Below are 18838 nucleotides of genomic sequence, written 5' to 3'. Positions count from 1 at the left end.
CCGTTAAGAAGCGGTATGCGTTTGCTTCTGCCCGGCCGGCAGCGGCTCGCTATAATCCGCGGACTGCTTTCCGGAATCCTTCGTCATGAAACTGCGGCTACTCCTTCCCCTCCTTTGCGTCGGCGCGCTGCCTGCGCTGGCGGCGCCGAATGCGCCGGTCACTCGCGTCGTGCTTTATCCAGGCAGCGCTCTGGTCGAGCGCACGGCGACCGTGCGTGCTGGCGACCAGCAGTTGCAGATTGCCGGCCTGCCCGCCAGTTTCGACGCTGACAGCGTGCAGATCGAGGCCGACGCCGGGATCGAGATCGGCGAGCTGGTCTGGCGCGACAGCGCGCGCAGCGCGCCACTCAACGCCGAGGAAGCGCGCCTGGAAAAACTGGTCCGCCAGTTGAGCGAGCGCGTCGCGCAGCTTGACGGCGAGCGGCTGGCGGCGGAGCGCACGCTGAAGTATCTCGACGCACTGGCCTCGCCCGGCGACGCCATCCACGACGGCAATCCGCAGCGCGTGCTCGACGCCCTGCGCCTGGGCGGCGTCCAGGCGCAGCGGCGCATCCTCGAAATCGATAGCCAGAAGAGTGATCTCGAACGCGAACTGCAGGCCCGCCAGCAAGACCTCGAACGCGTGCGCCCGGCGGTCGCCGCCGTCCGCCAGCTCGACCTGCGCCTGAACGCGCGGCGCGACGGCAAGGTCCGCCTGCGCTACCTGTTCGCCGAGGCCGGCTGGCGGCCGGCCTACCGGGCCAAGCTCGACAGCGACGGGCGGCGGGTCGACATCGAGCGTCTGGCGCAGATCGCCCAGCGTAGCGGCGAGGACTGGAGCAAGGTCGAACTCGCGCTATCCACCGGCCAGCCGCAGCAGCGCGTCGCCGGCCCTTTGCCCAATCCCTGGAATCTCTCGCTGCGCCCGGAAGTGCGCCCTGAGGCGCGCGCCATGATGCCGATGATGGCCGCCGCGCCGGCGCCGCTGGCCAAGCGCAGCGCGCCGGCGGAGAGCGCTGCGGCCGATGAGGCGGCGGAACCGCTGTTTGAAGTCGAGGAAACGCACAGCGAGTTCGCCACCGAATACGCCATTCCCGGCCGCATCGACCTGCCGGCCGACGGGCGCAAGGTGGCGGTGGCGTTGGGCCGCCTGCAGGTGCCGGTTGAACTGCACGCACAGTTGGCGCCGCGTCAGGACAAGGCGGCCTACCTGATCGCCGAGGGCGATTTGCCGGCAGGCGTCTGGCCGGCAGGCAACCTGCAGATCTACCGCAACGGCGCTTACGTCGGCCAGACCACCTGGGACCCGGCGCAGGAAACGAAGTTGGCGCTGCCCTTCGGGCGTGACGAGAAGATCAAGGTGGCGGTGCGCAACCTGGCCGCCGACCAGGCGCGTGCCGGCTTCGTCGGTCAGCAGGCGGAACGGCGCATCGCCGATGTGTTCACGGTGACCAACCAGCACACGCGGCCGGTCGATATCCGCGTCATCGACGCCAGCCCGGTTCCCCGTGATGACCAGATTGAGGTCGAAGCCAGCTTCCTGCCGCCAGTCAGCGCCAAGGACTGGGACGACCGGCCGGGCGTCGTCGCCTGGGAGCAGCGACTCGACGCCGGCGCGGCGGCCAGCTTCACCGCCGATTACCGCATCCGCTGGCCGAAGGAACGCAAGGTCATCGGCCTGCCCTGAACCCCAAGCAAACGGAGACAAGAACATGAAGATCGGATTCATTGGCCTCGGCATCATGGGCCGCCCGATGGCCCTCAACCTGCTCAAGGGCGGCCACCAGCTCAGCGTCTGGGCGCGTCGCGCCGAATCGATGCAGCCCTTGCTCGATGCCGGCGCCAGCGCTGCTGCGTCGCCGGCTGATGTTGCGCGCGGGCAGGATCTGGTGATCTCGATGGTCGCCGATGCGCCGGACGTGGCCGAAGTCATGCGCGGCGTTGCCAGCGCCGGCACGGCCGGGCTGGTCGCTGTCGACATGAGCACCATCGCGCCGGCAGCGGCGCGCGCGATCCACGCCGAACTGGCGGCGGCCGGCGTCGATTTCGTCGATGCGCCGGTGTCCGGCGGCGAAGTCGGGGCGATTGCCGGTACGCTCTCGATCATGGCTGGCGGCGCCGACGCCGCCTTCGCCCGCGCTAAACCGGCGTTTGAATGCATGGGCAAGAACATCGTCCACGTCGGCGGCCCCGGCGCCGGGCAGGTGACCAAGGCGGCCAACCAGATCGTCACCGGCATGGGCGTGCTGGCGGTCGCCGAGGCGATGGCTTTTGCGTCGAAAAACGGCGTCGACCGCGCGAAGGTGCGCGAAGCGCTGCTCGGCGGCTTCGCCTACTCGAAGATCCTGGAAAACCACGGCCAGCGCATGCTCGACCGCAACTTCAAGCCGGGCTTCAAGAGCTGGATGCACGAGAAGGACTTGAACATCGTGATGCAGACGGCGCACGAACTCGGGCTGTGCCTGCCGGGTTCGGCGGCGACCGCGCAGATGTTCAACGCGATGGTCGGTTCGGGGCTGGGCGAGGAGGATTCGATCGCCGTGCTGAAACTGCTGGAAAACCTGTCGGGGCAGGCATGAGGGTCGGCTTCATCGGCCTGGGCGCGATGGGGCGCCCGATGGCCTTGCACCTGCAGGCGGCTGGTCACGACCTGCACGTCTGGGCGCGCCGGCCGGCCAGCGCCGACGGCCTGCCCGCCACCGTGCACCCGACGCCGGCCACGCTCGGCGCGGCGTGCGAGGTGGTGTTCACGGTCATCACTTCCAGCGCCGATGTCGAAGGCGTGGCGCTTGGCGACAACGGCCTGATCCACGGCATGGCGCCGGGTAGCGTGCTGGTCGATTGCTCGACCATCGCGCCCGATGCCGCACGCCGCATCGCCGGCCAACTGGCCGAAAAGGGCATCCACATGCTCGACGCGCCGGTCTCCGGCGGCGAGCAGGGGGCGATTGCCGCAACGCTGGCGATCATGGCCGGCGGCGATGCAAGGGTGCTCGAACGGGTGCGCCCGCTGCTCGAAAGACTCGGCCAGCGCATCGTCCATATCGGCCCCAACGGTGCCGGCCAGGTCGCCAAGGCCTGCAACCAGATGATCATGGTCGCCGCCATCGAGGCGGTCGCCGAAGCGATGCACCTGGCCAGCGCTGCCGGCGTCGATCCGGCGAAAGTGAAACAGGCACTGGCCGGCGGCTCGGCCGGCTCGCGCGTGCTCGACATCATGGGCCAGCGCATGGTCGACCGCGATTTCTCGGCCGGCATCGAGGCTCGTCTGCATCACAAGGACTACGGGCTGGTGCTCGCAGCAGCGCACCAGAGCGGCGTGCCGGTGGCGCTGACGGCAAGCGTCGCGCAACAGTTGAACGCGCTGATGGCATTGGGCTACGGCAAGGACGACACGAGTTCGCTGTTGCGCGTGCTGGAGGCGGGCAGGGCTGGTGTTTAAAGCACTGAGTAAATTTACTCAGTGCTTTAAACGGCTTCCTGCTGGCCCGCGCAACGCGGGCAGATGGCGCTGATTTCGACTTCCGGGCTGTCCAGCCGGTGGCCGGCGGCCTTCAGGCTGGCGAAGAGGCGGGCCGAGACGTCGGGGTCCTGCAGTTCGCTGACGCCGTTGCAGCGCGGGCAGAGCAGGAACAACGCCGGCGACGGGTGGCTGTTGTGGCGGCAGGCGACGAACAGGTTGAGGCGGCCGATGCGGTGCGCCAGTCCCTGGGCGATCAGGAAATCGAGGGCGCGATAGACGGTGGGCGGCGCCGCGTTGGGCCGGGTTTGCCGCATCTGTTCGAGCAAGTCGTAGGCCTTGATGCCGTTCGACTGGCGGCTGAGTAGCGCCAGCACTTCGCGGCGGATCGCGGTCAGGCTGGCGCCCTGTTGCCGGCAACGCGTTTCGGCGCGGTCGAGCAACTCCGCTTCGGCGCAGGATTCCATCATTCTCGAAGTCGACTTGGTGGTGGATATGCGATGTTATAACATTGTCCGTCTGCAATCGACAGGGTTGCGGACGGGCGCACGGCGTCGGTTCGGGTTGGCCGTTCCGGCGGCTGGCATGCCGCAGACGTCCCATGACGAACAAGGAAAGATCGATGTCACGATCCACTGCAAAACCGGGGTTGCCGAGCGAGGCGGAGTTGCTGTCTGCATCGGAAGAGGAATACATGTCGCCGGTCCAGCTGGCTTTTTTTCGCCAGCGCCTGCTCGACGAGGAAGCGGCGCTGCGCGGTGCTGCGGAAGAAACGACGCATCACCTGCAGGAGACGGCGGCCGAGCCCGATCCGAATGACCGCGCCAGCGCCGAGGAAGAACATGCGCTGGAACTGCGCGTGCGCGACCGCGAACGCAAGCTGTTGAAGAAGATCGCCCAGGCGCTGAAGCGCATCGACGACGGCAGCTACGGCTGGTGCGAGGATACCGGCGAGCCGATCGGCATCGCCCGCCTGCTGGCGCGGCCGACTGCCAGCCTGTGCCTGGAAGCGCAGGAACGGCACGAACAGCGGCGGCGCCAGTTCGGCGGTTGACGCTGGCGGCTGCCCGGCACGCAGCAGCGTTTTCAATCAGGGAGGAATAGCCGATGAAGAAATTGCCCCTACTCCTGCTTGCCCTGCTTGCCGGGCTGGCAGCGGCGCATGAGCAGCATGCCCATCAGCACGGCGTCGGCCAGCTCGGCATTGTCGTCGAGGGCGAGCAGCTGACCTTGCTGCTCGAAGCGCCGCAGCACGACCTGGTCGGTTTCGAACGGGCGGCGAAGAGCGCGCGCGAGCAACTGACCGTGCAGGCAGCGCTGGAAAAGCTGCGCTCGCCGGCGCGGCTTTTTGCACCGACGGCGGCCGCACAATGCACGCCAGCCGAGCAGCAGATCGACGCGCCCTTGCTTGAAGGCAAGGGTGGCAGCACCGGCCATGGCGACGTCGAGGCACGCTACGTCTTTCGCTGCGTCAATCCGCTGGCGCTCGACAGCCTGCGGGTCAGCGTCGGCGAGGAGTTCCCGCGCCTGCGTACCCTGGAAGTCAGTTTTTCCGGCCCGAAGGGACAGAAGGCCGGTCGCGTGGATACCCGGCACCCGCTCTTTTCCTGGTAAGGCATGCCGGCGATCCGCATCGACGACCTGGTATTCCGCTGGCGCGCCGCTGCACCTCCGGCCGTCTCGCTCGGACACCTGGCTGTCGCTGCCGGTCGCAGCCTGTTCCTGCACGGGCCGAGCGGCGCCGGCAAGAGCACCTTGCTCAACCTGATCGGCGGCGTCCTGCAGCCCGAGCACGGCCGCATCGAGCTGCTCGGCCAGTCGCTCGGTGCGCTGTCGGCGGCGCGGCGCGACGCTTTTCGTGCCGACCATCTCGGTTTCATCTTCCAGCAGTTCAACCTGCTGCCCTGGCTGTCGGTACGTGACAACGTGCTGCTGCCCTGTCGTTTTTCGCGGCGCCGCCGGCAACGCGCCGGTGATCCGGCAGCCGAGGCGGCGCGCCTGCTCGCCGCGCTTGATCTCGACCCGGCGCTGGCGACGGCGCCCGCTGGCGAACTCTCGGTCGGCCAGCAGCAGCGGGTCGCCGCGGCGCGCGCGCTGATCGGCCGGCCGGAAATCATCGTCGCCGACGAGCCGACCTCGGCGCTCGACGCCGCCCGCCAGGATGCCTTCATCGACCTCTTGCTGGGCGAGGCGAGAGCGGCCGGCAGCGCGCTCGTCTTCGTCAGCCACGATCTGCGGCTGGCTGCACATTTCGACGACAGTCTCCAGTTGTCCGGAGGCGAGGCGTGAGCGCGTTGTGGCGGCTGGCCCTGGCCAGCGCCTGGAACCGCCGCCTCAGTCTGGGGTTGACGCTGCTCGCGGTGGTCCTGGCGAGCACCTTGCTGCTGTCGGTCGAACGCATCCGCCAGGCGGCGCGCGACGGTTTCGCGCAGTCGGTTTCCGGTACCGACCTGGTCGTCGGCGCCCGCACCAGCCCGGTGCAGCTGGTGCTGTACTCGGTGTTCCGGCTCGGCGAGGCGACCAACAACCTGAGCTGGGACAGCTACCAGAAAATTGCCGTCGATCCGGCGATCGCCTGGAGCGTGCCGCTGGCGCTCGGCGATTCGCACCGCGGCTACCCGGTGCTCGGCACGACGCCGGCCTATTTCGAACACTACCGTTACGGCGACCGCCAGCCCTTGCGCCTGGCCGCCGGCCAGGTTTTCGCCGGCCTCTTCGACGCCGTGCTCGGCGCCGAGGTGGCACAGCGCCTGGGTTACAGGATCGGTGACCAGATCACGCTGACACACGGCGACGGCGGTCTGGCCGGCATGGACCACGACGACAAGCCCTTCACCGTGGTCGGCATCCTGGCGCCGACCGGGACGCCGGTCGATCGCACGGTGCATGTCGGGCTGGCGGCGATCGAAGCGATCCACCTCGACTGGGTGGGTGGGGCGCCGCTGCCGGGCTTTTCGATCGGCGCCGAGGTGGTGCAGAAGTTCGATCTGACGCCGAAGTCGATCACTGCCTTCCTGGTCGGCCTGCATCAGCGCGTCGAGGTCTTCCGCCTGCAACGCAAGATCAACGGGTTTGCCGGCGAGCCGCTGCTCGCCGTGCTGCCCGGTGTCGCCCTCGACCAGTTGTGGCAGACCGTCGCTGTCGTCGAACAGGCCCTGCAGGCGGTGTCCTGGCTGGTGCTGGCGGTCGGCCTGGCCGGGCTGATGGCGACCATGCTTGCCGGTCTCAACGAGCGGCGGCGCGAAATGGCGATCCTGCGCTCGCTCGGCGCCGGGCCGCGCCACCTGCTGGCCCTGCTGCTGTTCGAGAGCGCCATCGTCAGCCTGCTGGGCGCCCTGCTCGGTCTGGCCTTGGTCAGCCTGCTGGCGCTGGCCGGCGACGGCCTGTTCTCCCGCTTTGGCCTGGCGGCGCTGCCGCTGGCGCTTTCCGCCAGGGAAATGCAACTTCTCGGCCTGGTTCTGGTCTGTGGCACGCTGGTCGGCCTGCTGCCGGCCTGGCGCGCCTATCGCCTGTCGCTCGCCGACGGGCTGACGCCCCGTTCATGAAAGACATTCCGATGCAACGCATCCTGCTGCTTCTGCTGCTGCTCGTGCCGCTCAGCCTGCCGGCTGCCGATTACCGTATCGGCGAACGGCTGGCCGCGGCTAAGGGGAGCGTCAAGGGCTTCCGCGAACTGATGTGGGACGACCTGATGCCGGCCGACTGGGACCCGATGGCGGTGTTCAAGGGCGTCGACCTGAACCGCCTGCAGGACAGTGATCCCAAGGCCATCGATCTGCTCGCCAAGGTGCGCAAGGAATGGGACAAGGCGCCGGTCGAGCGCAGCCTGCACGGCCAGCGCATCCGCATTCCCGGCTTCGTCGTGCCGCTCGAACGCAAGGGCGACGACGTCCTCGAATTCCTGCTCGTGCCTTACTTCGGCGCTTGCATCCATGTGCCGCCGCCGCCGTCGAACCAGGTCATCCTGGTGGTGCCGGCCAAACCGGTGCGCGGCATGCGCACCATGGAAACCTTCTCAGTAAGCGGCACCCTGAGCGTGCAGGGCGGCGACAGCAGTATGGGCGTTTATGCCTACCGCTTGGCCGCCGAGCGGGTCGAACCCTATCAGGTCCCACAAGGAAAGAAAAAATGACAACCCTGAGCATGATCCTGCTCGCCTGCCTGGCCGGCGGGCTGATCAGCATGGCCGCCGCGGCGCTGGTGGTGTTCCGCCTGTCGCGGCAGTCAACGGCGATCCTCGTCGCCTTCGCCGCTGGCGTCATGCTGTCGTCGGCCTTCCTGCACATTCTGCCGGAAGCCTTCAACTCGCTGCCGCCGGTGGATATCCACGCCGGCCACGACCACGGTCCCGACGACCATGCCGCCATTGCCGCCGAGGAAGAGGAACACGCCGGCCACAACCACGGCGGCCCGTTCGCGACCCTGTTCGGGCTGATGCTGGCGACGCTGTTCGGCTTCTTCGCGCTCGAACGCCTGGCGCTGTGGCGTCACTCGCACGGCGATTGCGCCGACCATGAGGGACACCACGCGACGGTGACGGCGCCGCCGCTGATCCTGCTCGGCGACGCCTTCCACAACTTCGTCGATGGTGTGCTGATCGCCGCCGCCTTCATTGCCGATCCGCTGCTCGGCGTGACGACGACGGTGGCCATCATCGCCCACGAGGTGCCGCAGGAAATGGGCGATTTCGTGCTCCTGCGCAACGCCGGCTGGAGCAACGCCAAGGCCTTCGTCGCCAATGCCGGCTCCAGCCTGAGTTCGCTGATCGGCGGCGGGCTTGGCTTCTACGCGCTGTCCACCGCCGATTTCGTGTTGCCTTACGTGCTGGTGATCGCCGCTTCGAGCTTCATCTACGTTGCGCTGGCCGACATCTTCCCGCTGCTGCACAAGCAGGGCGAAAGCTTCCTCCGGCAGAGCCTGCTGATCGGCGCCGGGGTGGCCGTGGTGCCGTTGGTCGGCTGGTTCACGCACTGAGAGCGCTCGGCAACGCGAGCGTCACATAGGCGTTATCCGGCCTTAACGGCCCTGTCACCGAGCCTGCCGAAAATAGCTCCGCGTGTCCCACCGGGACAGACTCAGGAGCGAAAACGGCATGAACGGCAATTCCGGCTACGTCATCTGGACCATCACCGACGGCAAGCCCGGGCATCTCCAGCAGATCCGGGGCCTGCTCAAGGCGCTGCGCCAGCAGTTGCCGGTGCGCGAAATCGAACTGCGCGCGCTGCCGCCGCTGTCGGCGCTGGCCCATCTGGCCGGCGCCAGCTTTCCGCCCGGTGAGGGCCTGCCGGCGCCTGACCTGATCGTCGGCGCCGGGCACGCGACCCACCTCAACATCCTCGCCGCCAAGCGCGCCTACGGCGGCAAGACGGTGGTGCTGATGAAGCCCAGCCTGCCGCGCCAACTTTTCGACCTCTGTCTGATCCCGCAGCACGATGGCGTCGCGCCGTCGAAGCAGGTGATCCTCACCCAGGGCGCGCTCAACACCATGCAGCGCTCGGTCGCCGCCGACCCCAAGGTCGGCCTGATCCTGCTCGGCGGCATTTCGCGCCACTACGTCTGGCGTGACGATGAAATCCTCGCCGCGGTCGGCAAGCTGGTCGCCGCCACGCCGCAGGTGCATTGGACGCTGACCACCTCGCCGCGCACGCCGGTCTCGCTGCTCGACGGCTTGCAAGGGCTGGCGCAGGCCAATCTTGAGGTGGTTCCCTTCGCGCGGACCACGCAGGGCTGGCTGCACGAGGTGCTGGGTTGCGCCGGCCAGGTCTGGGTGACGCCGGACAGCGTGTCGATGGTCTATGAGGCGCTGACCTCGGGCACCGGTGTCGGCGTCTTCGACCTGCCGCGACGCCGTTCCAGCCGCGTTGTGCGCGGTCTCGAGCGGCTGGTGCAGAGCGGTTGGGTGACGCGTTTCCAGAACTGGCAGGCCGGGCAGTCGCTGCCCCGGCTGAACGGACAACTCGACGAAGCCGCGCGTTGCGCGAAGTGGATCAAGCAATTTTGGTATCCCAACGCCTGACCGTCCTGCAGGTTTTGCCGGCGCTGGAAAGCGGCGGCGTCGAACGCGGCACCCTGGAAGTGGCCGACCACCTGGTCCGCCAGGGCCATCGTTCGCTGGTCATGTCGGCCGGCGGGCGCCTGGTCGACCGGCTGCTGGCCGAGGGCTCGGAGCATTTCGCCTGGCCGGTCGGCCGCAAGTCGCCGCTGACCCTGCGCCTGGTCGGCCCGCTGCGCCGTTTCCTCGCCGAACAGCGGGTCGACGTGCTGCACGTCCGTTCCCGCCTGCCGGCCTGGATTTGCCGCCTGGCCTGGCTGGGTATGCCGGCCGCGACGCGGCCGCGCCTGGTAACCACGGTGCATGGCTATTACTCGGTCGGTGCTTACAGCGCGGTGATGACGCGCGGCGAGGCGGTGATCGCGGTGTCGGCGTCGATTGCCGATTACCTGCGCGCCAATTACCCGGCCTGCGATCCGGCAAGCGTGCGCGTCATCCCGCGCGGCATTGATCCGGCGCTCTATCGCCCGGCTTACCGGCCGTCGCCGCAGTGGCTGGACGACTGGCGCGCGGCCTGGCCGCAGTTTGCCGGCAAGCGCCTGCTCGTCCTCGCCGGGCGCATCACCCGGCTCAAGGGACATCATGATTTCATCGCCCTGATCGCCGCGCTCAAGGCCAGCCATCCGGACATCCACGGCCTCATCGTCGGCGAGGCCGACGCCCGCCATCTGCCTTACCTGGCCGAACTGCAGGCAGCGGCAAAAGCGCAAGGCGTTGCCGACCGCCTCACGTTCACCGGCCACCGTGGCGACCTGCGCGAGATCTTCAGCGTCAGCGCGCTGGTGCTGTCGCTGTCCACGCAACCGGAAGCCTTCGGGCGCACGGTGCTCGAAGCGCTGGCGCTCGGCGTGCCGGTTGTCGCCTACGCCCATGGCGGCGTTGCCGAACTGCTGGCGGCGATGTTTCCGGCCGGCCGGGTGGCCCCGGGTGAGCGCGACGAACTGATCGAAACCTGCCGGCGCGTCCTTGCCGGCGATCACCGTCCGGCGCCGCTGCCGGCTTCACTGGAGCTGCACCACATGCTGCAAGACACCCTGGCGACTTACCAGGATCTGGTCGCCGTGCGCGAGAAAGGCGGGCAACTTGCCTACGCTCGCTGACGCCCGCATCGCCGTCATCGGCCTCGGCTACGTTGGTTTGCCGCTGGCCGTCGAGTTCGGTCGCCATCTGCCGACGCTCGGTTTCGACATCTGTCCGCGCCGCGTCGCCGAACTCGGCGAGGCGCACGACCGCACGCTGGAAATGAGCCGCGAGGAACTGCTGCAGGCGACGCAACTGCGCTTTTCCTGCGACGCCGAAGCGCTGCGCGACTGCAATACCTTCATCGTCACCGTGCCGACCCCGGTCGACGCAAGCAACCGGCCCGACATGGGCCCGCTGCTGCGCGCCAGCGAGGCCATCGGCGCAGTCATCGCGCCCGGCGCCGTGGTCATCTACGAATCGACCGTTTATCCCGGCGCCACCGAGGAGGTCTGCATCCCGGCCATCGAGCGCGTCTCGGGGCTGGTCTATAACCGCGACTTCTATGCCGGCTACAGCCCGGAGCGGATCAACCCCGGCGACAAGCAGCACCGGCTGACCAACACGGTCAAGGTCACCGCCGGCTCGACGTCGGCCGCCGCCGATTTCGTCGATGCGCTCTACGCCAGCATCGTCAGCGCCGGCACGCACCGCGTTGACAGCATCCGCGTCGCCGAGGCGGCGAAGGTGATCGAGAACACCCAGCGCGACATCAACATCGCGCTGGTCAATGAACTGGCGCTGATCTTCAACCGCCTCGACATCGATACCGAAGCGGTGCTGCGCGCCGCCGGCACCAAGTGGAACTTCCTGCCTTTCCGCCCCGGCCTGGTCGGCGGCCACTGCATCGGCGTCGATCCCTACTACCTGACGCACAAGGCCGAAGCGCTCGGCTACCACCCGCAGGTGATCCTCGCCGGTCGCCGCATCAACGATGGCATGGGCACCTATGTCGCCGAGAGCGTCGTCCGCCTGATGCTGCGTCAGCGCATCAACGTCGTCGGCGCGCGCGTCCTGGTGCTAGGCCTCAGCTTCAAGGAAAACTGCCCCGACCTGCGCAACACCAAGGTGGTCGACATCGTCCGTACCTTGGCCGGGCTCAACGCCGTGGTCGATGTACACGACCCCTGGGTCGATGCCGACGAGGCGCAGGCGGAATACGGCATCACGCCAGTCGAACAGCCCGCCGGTCCCTACGATGCGGTGGTCGTCGCCGTCGCCCACCGCCAGTTCGCGGCCCAGGGCGTCGCCGCGATCCGCGCGCTGTGCCGGCCGCAGGCGGTGATCTACGACGTCAAGCACCTGTTTCCGCGCGAGGCCGTCGATGGCCGATTGTGATACGCCGCTCAACGTCGTCTGCCTGAAATGGGGGACGAAATACGGGCCGCAATACGTCAATCGCCTGTACCGCATGCTGGCCCGCCACCTGCACCGGCCGTTCCGTTTCCATTGTCTGACCGAATTTCCGCAAGGACTTGATCCGGCCGTCGTCGTGCTGCCGCTCGACTGCCAGCCGGGACTGAGCGGTTGGTGGTACAAGCTTTCCCTGTTCGCGCCGGAATTCCACGGTCTCTCCGGGCGGCTGCTCTATCTCGACCTCGACCTGGTGATCGTCGGCAAGGTCGATTTCCTCGCCGAGCAGCCGGGCGATTTCGTCATCCTGCGCAACTGGTCGCGCAACCCGATGTGGAACAGCTCGGTGATGCGCTTCACGGTCGGCGCTCACGCTCACGTCTGGGAGCGTTTCCAGGCCGACCCCGACGGCGTCATGGCGAGCTGCAACGGCGACCAAGAGTGGATTTTTGAGTGCCTGCCGGACGCCGCCAACTGGCCGGCGGAAAAGATCGTCTCGTACAAGAAGAGCCTCGACTCGCGCGCCTTCCGCTGGCTCGCCAAGCTGGGCGGCGAACGGCTCGGGCTGCGGGCGCCGAGCTGGCTCGACACGCCCCTGTCAGCTGCTGCCGCAATCGTCGTCTTCCACGGCAAGCCCGATCCGGCGGACGTGGCATGGCGCGCCTACGGCTTGTGGAAGCGGGCGTCCTTCGTCGCCCGTCACTGGGTGTGAGTCCCTCTCGAAAAAGGCAGGCAAGGTGAAACAGGTTATCTGCATGAAATGGGGCCAGCTCTACGGCCCGGAATACGTCAACCGGCTATACGCGATGGTCCGCGCCAACGTCAGCGGGCCGCTGCGCTTCGTCTGCCTGACCGACGAGCGCGCCGGTATCCGGCCCGAGGTCGAATGCCACGACTGCCCGGAAATCGCGTTGCCGGCGCCGTACAACCGGCGCGGCTGGCGCAAGCTGACGACCTACGCGGCCAGCGAACAATTGTTCGGCTTCAGCGGCCAGTGGCTGTTCCTCGACCTCGACGTGGTGATCCTCGGCAGCCTCGACGACTTCTTCAGCTACCAGCCGGAGAAGAGCTTCGTCGTCATGCGCAACTGGACGCAGCCCGGGCGCAACATCGGCAACACCTCGGTCTACCGCTTCACCGTTGGCGCCGACGAATACCTGTTGAGCCGCCTGCTCGCCGAGCAGGACGCCATCCTCGCCACTTTCCGCAACTCGCAGACCTATATCTCGCGCACCGTGCGCGAACTGGTCTTCTGGCCCGACGCCTGGTGCGTGCTGTTCAAGACGCACTGCGTGCCGCCCTGGCCGCTGCGCTTCTGGCAGACGCCGCAGCGCCCGGCCGAGGCGCGGCTGGTCGCCTTCCCCGGCGTGCCCAACCCGCACGAGGCGGTCGACGGCCGCTGGCCGGCACCGGCCTGGAAGAAATGCTACAAGTTCATCCGTCCGGTGCCGTGGATCGGCGACACCTGGGCGGGCGCCGAGGCGGCACTCGCGGAGCGGCCGCTTGACTGAACTGCGGCGCATCCTGGTCATCGACGAAGGCAGCCCCGGTCACCTGGTGCAGTCGCGCGGGCTGGCCCGTGAGTTGGCGGCACAGTCCGGCGCCGCCCTGGCCGAATACCCGGTGCGCCTCAAGCTGCGCGGCGTTTTCCGGCCGTTCTTGCGTGCCGCCTGCGGCCTCGCCCGGCGCGGCCTGCCCGAGCGCCTGCTGCGCCTCGCCTACCGCTTGCCCGAGGCGCCGCCGCCGCCGGCCGAAGTGATCGTCAGCAGCGGCGGCCGCGGCTTCTATTACGCCGTCAGCCTGGCCCGGCGCAGCGGTGCGAAACTCATCTATTGCGGCGATCCGGCGCCGCTGCCAGCGCGCTGGTGCGACGTCGTGGTCAGCCCGCAGCCGCTGCCCGGCCACCCCGGGGCGCTGGGCAGCGGCATGCTGCTGACGGAAATCAGCCCGCAGCGGATCGCCGGCCAGGGCGACGCGCTGCGCCAGCGTTTCGCGCAATCCGGCGGCAGCCTGCTCGTCGCCCTGCTGATCGGCGGCGATTCGCGCAGCCATCGCTACACCGCGGCCGACTGGCAGGCGCTGGTCGACGCCGTCAACCTCCTGGGCGGGCAGGGCTGGCGCTGGCTGGTGAGCACCTCGCGGCGCACGCCGCCGGCCGTCGAGGCCCGCCTGCGCGCAGGCATCCGCGCCGACTGGCTGGTGCAGGCGGTGTGGTGGCATGCGGCGCCAGCGCGCGTCGTGCAGCCTTATCTCGACGCAGCAACCCTGGTGCTGGTCACCCAGGACAGCCTGAGCATGTTGAGCGAAGCGGTCGCCGCCGGCAAACCGGCGCTGGCGCTGGCGCCGCGGCAGGTGCTGCCGTCGCCGGTGATCGAGTCGGTGCTGGCGCCGGCCGCCGCCGCCGGCCACCTGCGCCGGGTGGCGCTGACCGAGCTGGCGGATTACCGCTACGCGGCAGCGCAATTCATCCGGCAAACCGCCGGCCATCCGGCCGGCCTGGCTAGCCGTGTTCTCGCGCTGCTCGGGGAGACCGCATTGAGGAAAGGAAACACATCATGAGTGCCCGGCTGATCCTGTGCATGAAATGGGGGACACGTTACGGTCCCGAGTACGTCAACCGCATCTACGGCATGGTTGCCCGCAACCTGTCCGGCGATTTCCGAGTCGTCTGCTTCACCGACGACCGGCGCGGCATCCGGCCGGAAGTCGAATGCTTCGACCTGCCCGATCTCGGCTGCCCGGTGCCGACCAACGCCCCCGGCAAGTTCCGCAAGCTGGCGCTGTGGAACGCCGATCTCTTTGGCCTGCGCGGCACCGCGCTCTTTCTCGACCTCGACGTGGTGATCACCGGCCCGCTCGATCCCTTGTTTACCGTTGGCAGCCCGGACGACGTGATCCTCGCCCGCAACTGGATCAAGCCGCTGGAACGGCTGGGGCAGACTTCGGTCTTCCGCTTCCCGGTCGGCGGTCACGCCTACCTGCTCGACGAGTTCCGCGCCGATCCGGAAGGCCTGGCCGGGCAATACCAGTTCGAGCAGCGCTATGTGACCAAGCGGGTGCGCGCCGGCGTCAAGTTTTTCCCGTCCGTCTGGGTCCGCCATTTCCGGCTTGACTGCCTGGGTCCCTGGCCGCTGCGCTACCTGCGTCCGGCTCGCCTGCCGCGCGGGGCGCGCATCGTCATGTTCCCCGGCAAACCCGATCCGGCCGACGCGATCGCCGGCCGCTGGTCGGGCGCCGTCAGCCACGAGCCGCCGCTGCGCCACCTCCGCCGTCTGGCCGGGGGGCGGCAGGTCGCCTTCGGCCGCCACCTGAAGCGCTACCTGCTGCCGGTGCCCTGGGTCGCCGAGCACTGGCGGGAGTGAGCGCGGCAGGTGCGGCAATTTGTCGCATCCGCCGGCGCGGGGCGAGCCGGTAACATCGCGGCCATGTCCCGTTCATCCGATACCGCTCAAACACCGGCGCCCGCGCTGTGGAGATGGGCATGAAGCGTCACCATGTGCTGTTCTTGATTGCCGGCCTGCTTGCCGTGCTGCTCGGTGCGGCGCTGTTTCTGGCCAGGCCCGACGACGCGGAGCGCGGCCTGCCGCCGGGCGGCGATTTCGTGCTGCACGGCGCCGACGGTCCGCTCGACACGAAAACCCTGCGCGGCAAGCTGCTGCTCGTCTATTTCGGCTACACCACCTGTCCGGACATCTGTCCGGCGACGCTGTCGACCGGCGCTCAGGCCTTGCGCCTGCTGACGCCGGCCGAGCGCAGCCAGGTCCGGATGCTGATGATTTCAGTCGATCCCGAGCGCGACAGCCTGCCGCACCTGCGCCAGTACGCCAGCTTCTTCCACCCGGAAATGCTCGGCGTCAGCGGCAGTCCCGAGGAGCTCGCGGCGGTTGCCCGGCAGTTCGGGGCGAGCTATCGCCGCAGTCCGGTGCAGGCCGATGGCAGCTATGCCATCGACCACACGACCACGACCTACGTCATTGACGCTGGCGGCAAGCTGGTGTCGACCATCCCCTTCGGCAGCACGCCGGATCAGGTGGCGGCGGCGGTCCGTCGCTTCCTGTGAGGCTGCCCGCGGTGACAGGCGCCGGTGATGCGTGACTGGCTGATCCGGCAGGGCCACCTGATCGACTACACGCTGGCGTCGCTGCGCCGGCATGGCGGGCGCAATCTCGGTCTGTTCGTCGTCTATGGCCTGCTGGTTTTTGCGCTGGCTTCGCTCAGCCTGTATGCCGGCGCCCTGCGCAGCGAGGCAGGGCTGCTGCTCGCCGGTTCGCCGGAGGTTGTCCTGCAACGCATGGTCGCCGGCCGTCACGACCTGATTCCGCCCGGCTACCTCGAAGGCATTGGCCGCATCCGCGGCGTCCAGAAGAAGGAGGCGCGGCTCTGGGCCTACCATCCCGACCCGCAGAGCGGCGCCCAGCTGGTTTTCATGGCGCGTCCGGCGAGCGAGGTGGCAAGCGGCAGCGTCATGGTCGGCGCGGCGCTGGCGGCGGCGCACGGCTGGCAGCCGGGCGCCACGCTGAGCTTCACCGACTACCGCGGGCAGGCCTATGCGCTGCAGCTGGCGAGCCTGCTGACGCCGGCGTCGCGGCTGCAGTCGGCAGCGCTGGTGCTGGTTTCGGAAGACGATTTCCGCGCCTTCTTCGGCTATCCGGCCGGGCACTACACCGATATCGCGTTGTCGGTGCGCAATCCGGCGGAAGTGCCCAATGTCGCCAGCAAGCTGGCAGCGGCATTGCCCGATGCGCGGCCGATCCAGCGCGACGAGATGCTGCGCACCTACGAACACATCTTCGACTGGCGCGAAGGCGTGCTGCTCACCCTGCTCGCCGCCGCCGTCCTCGCCTTCGCCATCTTCGCCTGGCAGCGGGCGGCCGGGCTGTCGGCCGAAGAGCGGCGCGAGATCGGCATCCTCAAGGCGATCGGCTGGGAAACCGGCGAGGTGATGCGGATGAAGGTCTGGGAAAGCCTGCTGCTGTCGCTAAGCGCCTTCGCCGCCGGTTTCCTTGCCGCCTGGGTGCATGTCTTCCAGTTCGGCGCGCCGCTGTTCGCGCCGCTGCTCAAGGGCTGGTCGGTCAGCTATCCTGGCTTCGCGCTGACGCCGGCGGTCGCCGGCCTGCAACTGGCAACCCTGTTCTTCTTCACGGTCTTCCCCTATACGGCCGCCGTTCTGGTGCCGATCTGGCGGGCGGCCATCACCGACCCCGATACTGTGATGCGATGATCGAAATCTCCGCCGTCCACAAGGCCTTCAATCAGGGCCAGCACAACGAGTACTGGGCCCTGCAGGGCATCGATCTCAGCATCGAAGCCGGCAAGGTCACGGCTTTCCGCGGTCCCAGCGGTTCCGGCAAGACGACGCTGCTGACCATCGTCGGCTGCCTGGCGCGGCCGACCAGCGGTCGCGTGCGCTTGCGCGGCGAGGACGTTTCCGGCCTGCCGGAACGCTTCCTGACCGAAATCCGGCGGCGCAGCTTCGGTTTCGTCTTCCAGCAGTTCAACCTGATCCGCGGTCTGTCGGCACTGGAAAACATCATCCTGCCGGCACTGCCGACCGGCCGCCCGCGCGCCCAGCTGGTGACGGCGGCGATGGAGATTCTGGACAAGCTGCAGCTGACCCAGCGCGCCCAGGCCCGCGTCGAATGGCTGTCCGGCGGCGAGCAGCAGCGGGTGGCGATTGCCCGCGCGCTGATCAACGATCCCGCGGTGATCATCGCCGACGAGCCGACCGCCAACCTGGACAGCGCGCTGGCCGGGGAGTTCATGGACCTGCTGGCCGGCTTCACGGCCTCTGGCAAGACCGTCCTGCTGACCAGCCATGATCCGCTGGTGGTCGAATCCGCCGCCGTTCATCGCGTCGTCGCGATGCGCGACGGCAAGCTGATCGAGGGCTGAGCGGCGATGCTCTTTCAGCCCGCCATCATTGCCCTGCTGCTCGCTGCCGGCGTCGCCGTGGCGATGCTGGCCGCTGCCGCCCCTTTTGCCTGGGCGGTACTGCGTGAGTGGGACATCGGCAGCGGTTCGGCGCGCCAGCTCGAACTCGAGCGGCGCACCTACCTGTTTTCGACGCTGGTTTCCTTCGTCATGGCGATCCAGTTTGCCGCGCTGCTGCTCTTCGTCTTCAACGCCGACCGGCTGTCGGTGATGTTCGTCGGCGCGATGTGCGCGGTCGGTACGCTCAACGTCAACGAATGGGGTTTCCCGGCACTGATCGTGCAGATGCTGGTCTTTTTCGCCGCCCTGATCTGGCTGGCGATCAACCATGTCGACAATCTGGCGCGCGACTATCCGCTGGTGCGCCCCAAGTACGGCCTGCTGCTCCTGCTGCTGCCGCTGCTGGCGCTCAACCTGTGGCTGCAGTACCGCTATTTTTCCGGCCTGCGCGCCAATGTCATCACTTCCTGCTGCGGCAGCCTGTTTTCCGAGGAAGCTGAAACCGTTACCGCCGAAGTCTCCAGTCTGGAGCCGCGCGCCGCGCTGTGGCTGTTCTACGTCGGGATGAGCGTCGCCGTCGCCAGCGGCCTGCTGCACTGGCGCCGGCGCGGCCGGCTCGACGGCGGCTGGCTCGGCATCGCTGCCGCCGCCGGATTCGTCGTCGCGCTGACCGGGGTGATTTCCTTCATCTCCCTCTACATCTACGAGCATCCGCACCATCACTGCCCGTTCTGCATCCTCAAGCCGGAGTACGACTACCGCGGCTACGCGCTCTATTTGCCGCTGTTCGGTGGCGCGGCTGCCGGCATGGCGGCCGGGGTGCTGCAATTTTTTTCCGGCGTGCCCAGCCTGCGTGATCTGTTGCCGCGGGTGTCGGCCCGTCTGGCGTGGCTCAGCGCGCTGGGTTTCCTGCTATTCACGCTGCTTGCCACGTGGTTTGTCGTGAGCTCGAAGCTGATCCTGATCGAATCCTGAAAGTTCCTGGCTGCGGCAATATGTCGCAGCTTGCGCGCATGCCGGACCATTAACATGCAAAGCTTATT

The 18838-nt window shown here is 68.2% G+C and carries 21 protein-coding genes; 20 read left to right on the top strand and 1 reads right to left on the bottom strand.

Annotated features, from left to right (window positions below; all coding sequences use genetic code 11):
• Positions 1–85 precede the first annotated feature (85 nt).
• The 3 genes from ACE3OV_RS00520 to ACE3OV_RS00510 are packed head-to-tail and all read left to right on the top strand — an operon-like array spanning position 86 to position 3421.
• Positions 86–1666 (top strand): DUF4139 domain-containing protein, encoded by a 1581-nt coding sequence (locus ACE3OV_RS00520; RefSeq protein WP_374323949.1) that lies wholly within the window; start codon positions 86–88, stop codon positions 1664–1666.
• 25 nt (positions 1667–1691) lie between these two features.
• Complete coding sequence (locus ACE3OV_RS00515; protein WP_374323947.1) at positions 1692–2558, top strand: NAD(P)-dependent oxidoreductase; 867 nt, start codon at positions 1692–1694, stop codon at positions 2556–2558.
• Entirely contained in the window at positions 2555–3421 is an 867-nt protein-coding gene (locus ACE3OV_RS00510) for an NAD(P)-dependent oxidoreductase (protein ID WP_374323945.1), read from the top strand. Before ACE3OV_RS00515 ends, ACE3OV_RS00510 begins: the two co-directional genes overlap by 4 nt.
• A gap of 26 nt (positions 3422–3447) precedes the next feature.
• Here ACE3OV_RS00510 and ACE3OV_RS00505 read toward each other — a convergent pair whose 3' ends face one another.
• A complete protein-coding gene (locus ACE3OV_RS00505) occupies positions 3448–3906 on the bottom strand; it encodes a transcriptional repressor (protein WP_374323943.1) in 459 nt (152 codons plus the stop codon).
• A 155-nt stretch (positions 3907–4061) separates the two neighbouring features.
• On the opposite strand from ACE3OV_RS00505, the gene dksA reads away from it, so the two are divergent.
• From dksA to ACE3OV_RS00420, 17 genes are all read left to right on the top strand, one after another.
• Positions 4062–4493, top strand: a complete 432-nt coding sequence (gene dksA, locus ACE3OV_RS00500; RefSeq protein WP_374323941.1) for an RNA polymerase-binding protein DksA — start codon at positions 4062–4064, stop codon at positions 4491–4493.
• A 53-nt stretch (positions 4494–4546) separates the two neighbouring features.
• Positions 4547–5053, top strand: a complete 507-nt coding sequence (locus tag ACE3OV_RS00495; protein ID WP_374323939.1) for a DUF2796 domain-containing protein — start codon at positions 4547–4549, stop codon at positions 5051–5053.
• Positions 5054–5056: 3 nt separating this feature from the next.
• Entirely contained in the window at positions 5057–5728 is a 672-nt protein-coding gene (locus ACE3OV_RS00490; protein WP_374323937.1) for an ATP-binding cassette domain-containing protein, read from the top strand.
• The gene (locus tag ACE3OV_RS00485) at positions 5725–6984 is read left to right on the top strand and encodes an ABC transporter permease (RefSeq protein ID WP_374323935.1); all 1260 of its coding nucleotides are present in this window, start codon (positions 5725–5727) and stop codon (positions 6982–6984) included. The genes ACE3OV_RS00490 and ACE3OV_RS00485 overlap by 4 nt, the downstream gene beginning before the upstream one ends.
• The gene (locus ACE3OV_RS00480; RefSeq protein WP_374323933.1) at positions 6981–7571 is read left to right on the top strand and encodes a DUF3299 domain-containing protein; all 591 of its coding nucleotides are present in this window, start codon (positions 6981–6983) and stop codon (positions 7569–7571) included. Before ACE3OV_RS00485 ends, ACE3OV_RS00480 begins: the two co-directional genes overlap by 4 nt.
• A complete protein-coding gene (locus ACE3OV_RS00475; RefSeq protein ID WP_374323932.1) occupies positions 7568–8413 on the top strand; it encodes a ZIP family metal transporter in 846 nt (281 codons plus the stop codon). Before ACE3OV_RS00480 ends, ACE3OV_RS00475 begins: the two co-directional genes overlap by 4 nt.
• A 118-nt stretch (positions 8414–8531) precedes the next feature.
• A complete protein-coding gene (locus tag ACE3OV_RS00470) occupies positions 8532–9455 on the top strand; it encodes a mitochondrial fission ELM1 family protein (protein ID WP_374323930.1) in 924 nt (307 codons plus the stop codon).
• A complete protein-coding gene (locus ACE3OV_RS00465; protein ID WP_374323928.1) occupies positions 9437–10591 on the top strand; it encodes a glycosyltransferase family 4 protein in 1155 nt (384 codons plus the stop codon). The genes ACE3OV_RS00470 and ACE3OV_RS00465 overlap by 19 nt, the downstream gene beginning before the upstream one ends.
• Positions 10575–11849, top strand: a complete 1275-nt coding sequence (gene tviB / locus ACE3OV_RS00460) for a Vi polysaccharide biosynthesis UDP-N-acetylglucosamine C-6 dehydrogenase TviB (protein ID WP_374323926.1) — start codon at positions 10575–10577, stop codon at positions 11847–11849. Before ACE3OV_RS00465 ends, tviB begins: the two co-directional genes overlap by 17 nt.
• Entirely contained in the window at positions 11836–12576 is a 741-nt protein-coding gene (locus ACE3OV_RS00455; RefSeq protein ID WP_374323924.1) for a hypothetical protein, read from the top strand. The genes tviB and ACE3OV_RS00455 overlap by 14 nt, the downstream gene beginning before the upstream one ends.
• Positions 12577–12619: 43 nt before the next feature.
• Entirely contained in the window at positions 12620–13375 is a 756-nt protein-coding gene (locus tag ACE3OV_RS00450; RefSeq protein WP_374323922.1) for a glycosyltransferase, read from the top strand.
• Positions 13368–14423: an ELM1/GtrOC1 family putative glycosyltransferase gene (locus ACE3OV_RS00445; RefSeq protein ID WP_374323920.1), complete on the top strand. Its 1056-nt coding sequence runs from the start codon at positions 13368–13370 to the stop codon at positions 14421–14423. The genes ACE3OV_RS00450 and ACE3OV_RS00445 overlap by 8 nt, the downstream gene beginning before the upstream one ends.
• Positions 14420–15226: a glycosyl transferase gene (locus ACE3OV_RS00440; protein WP_374323918.1), complete on the top strand. Its 807-nt coding sequence runs from the start codon at positions 14420–14422 to the stop codon at positions 15224–15226. Before ACE3OV_RS00445 ends, ACE3OV_RS00440 begins: the two co-directional genes overlap by 4 nt.
• A 119-nt stretch (positions 15227–15345) precedes the next feature.
• Positions 15346–15924 carry an SCO family protein gene (locus ACE3OV_RS00435; protein ID WP_374323915.1) on the top strand — a complete coding sequence of 193 codons (579 nt, stop codon included), beginning with the start codon at positions 15346–15348 and terminating at the stop codon, positions 15922–15924.
• Positions 15925–15951: 27 nt separating this feature from the next.
• Entirely contained in the window at positions 15952–17085 is a 1134-nt protein-coding gene (locus tag ACE3OV_RS00430) for an ABC transporter permease (protein ID WP_374323913.1), read from the top strand.
• A complete protein-coding gene (locus ACE3OV_RS00425) occupies positions 17082–17756 on the top strand; it encodes an ABC transporter ATP-binding protein (protein ID WP_374323911.1) in 675 nt (224 codons plus the stop codon). Before ACE3OV_RS00430 ends, ACE3OV_RS00425 begins: the two co-directional genes overlap by 4 nt.
• A gap of 6 nt (positions 17757–17762) precedes the next feature.
• Positions 17763–18770, top strand: a complete 1008-nt coding sequence (locus ACE3OV_RS00420; RefSeq protein WP_374323910.1) for a hypothetical protein — start codon at positions 17763–17765, stop codon at positions 18768–18770.
• Positions 18771–18838 lie beyond the last annotated feature (68 nt).

This window comes from Azonexus sp., assembly GCF_041909095.1.
Taxonomy (GTDB): Bacteria; Pseudomonadota; Gammaproteobacteria; order Burkholderiales; family Rhodocyclaceae; genus Azonexus.
This window is presented reverse-complemented; position numbering and strand designations above follow the sequence as displayed.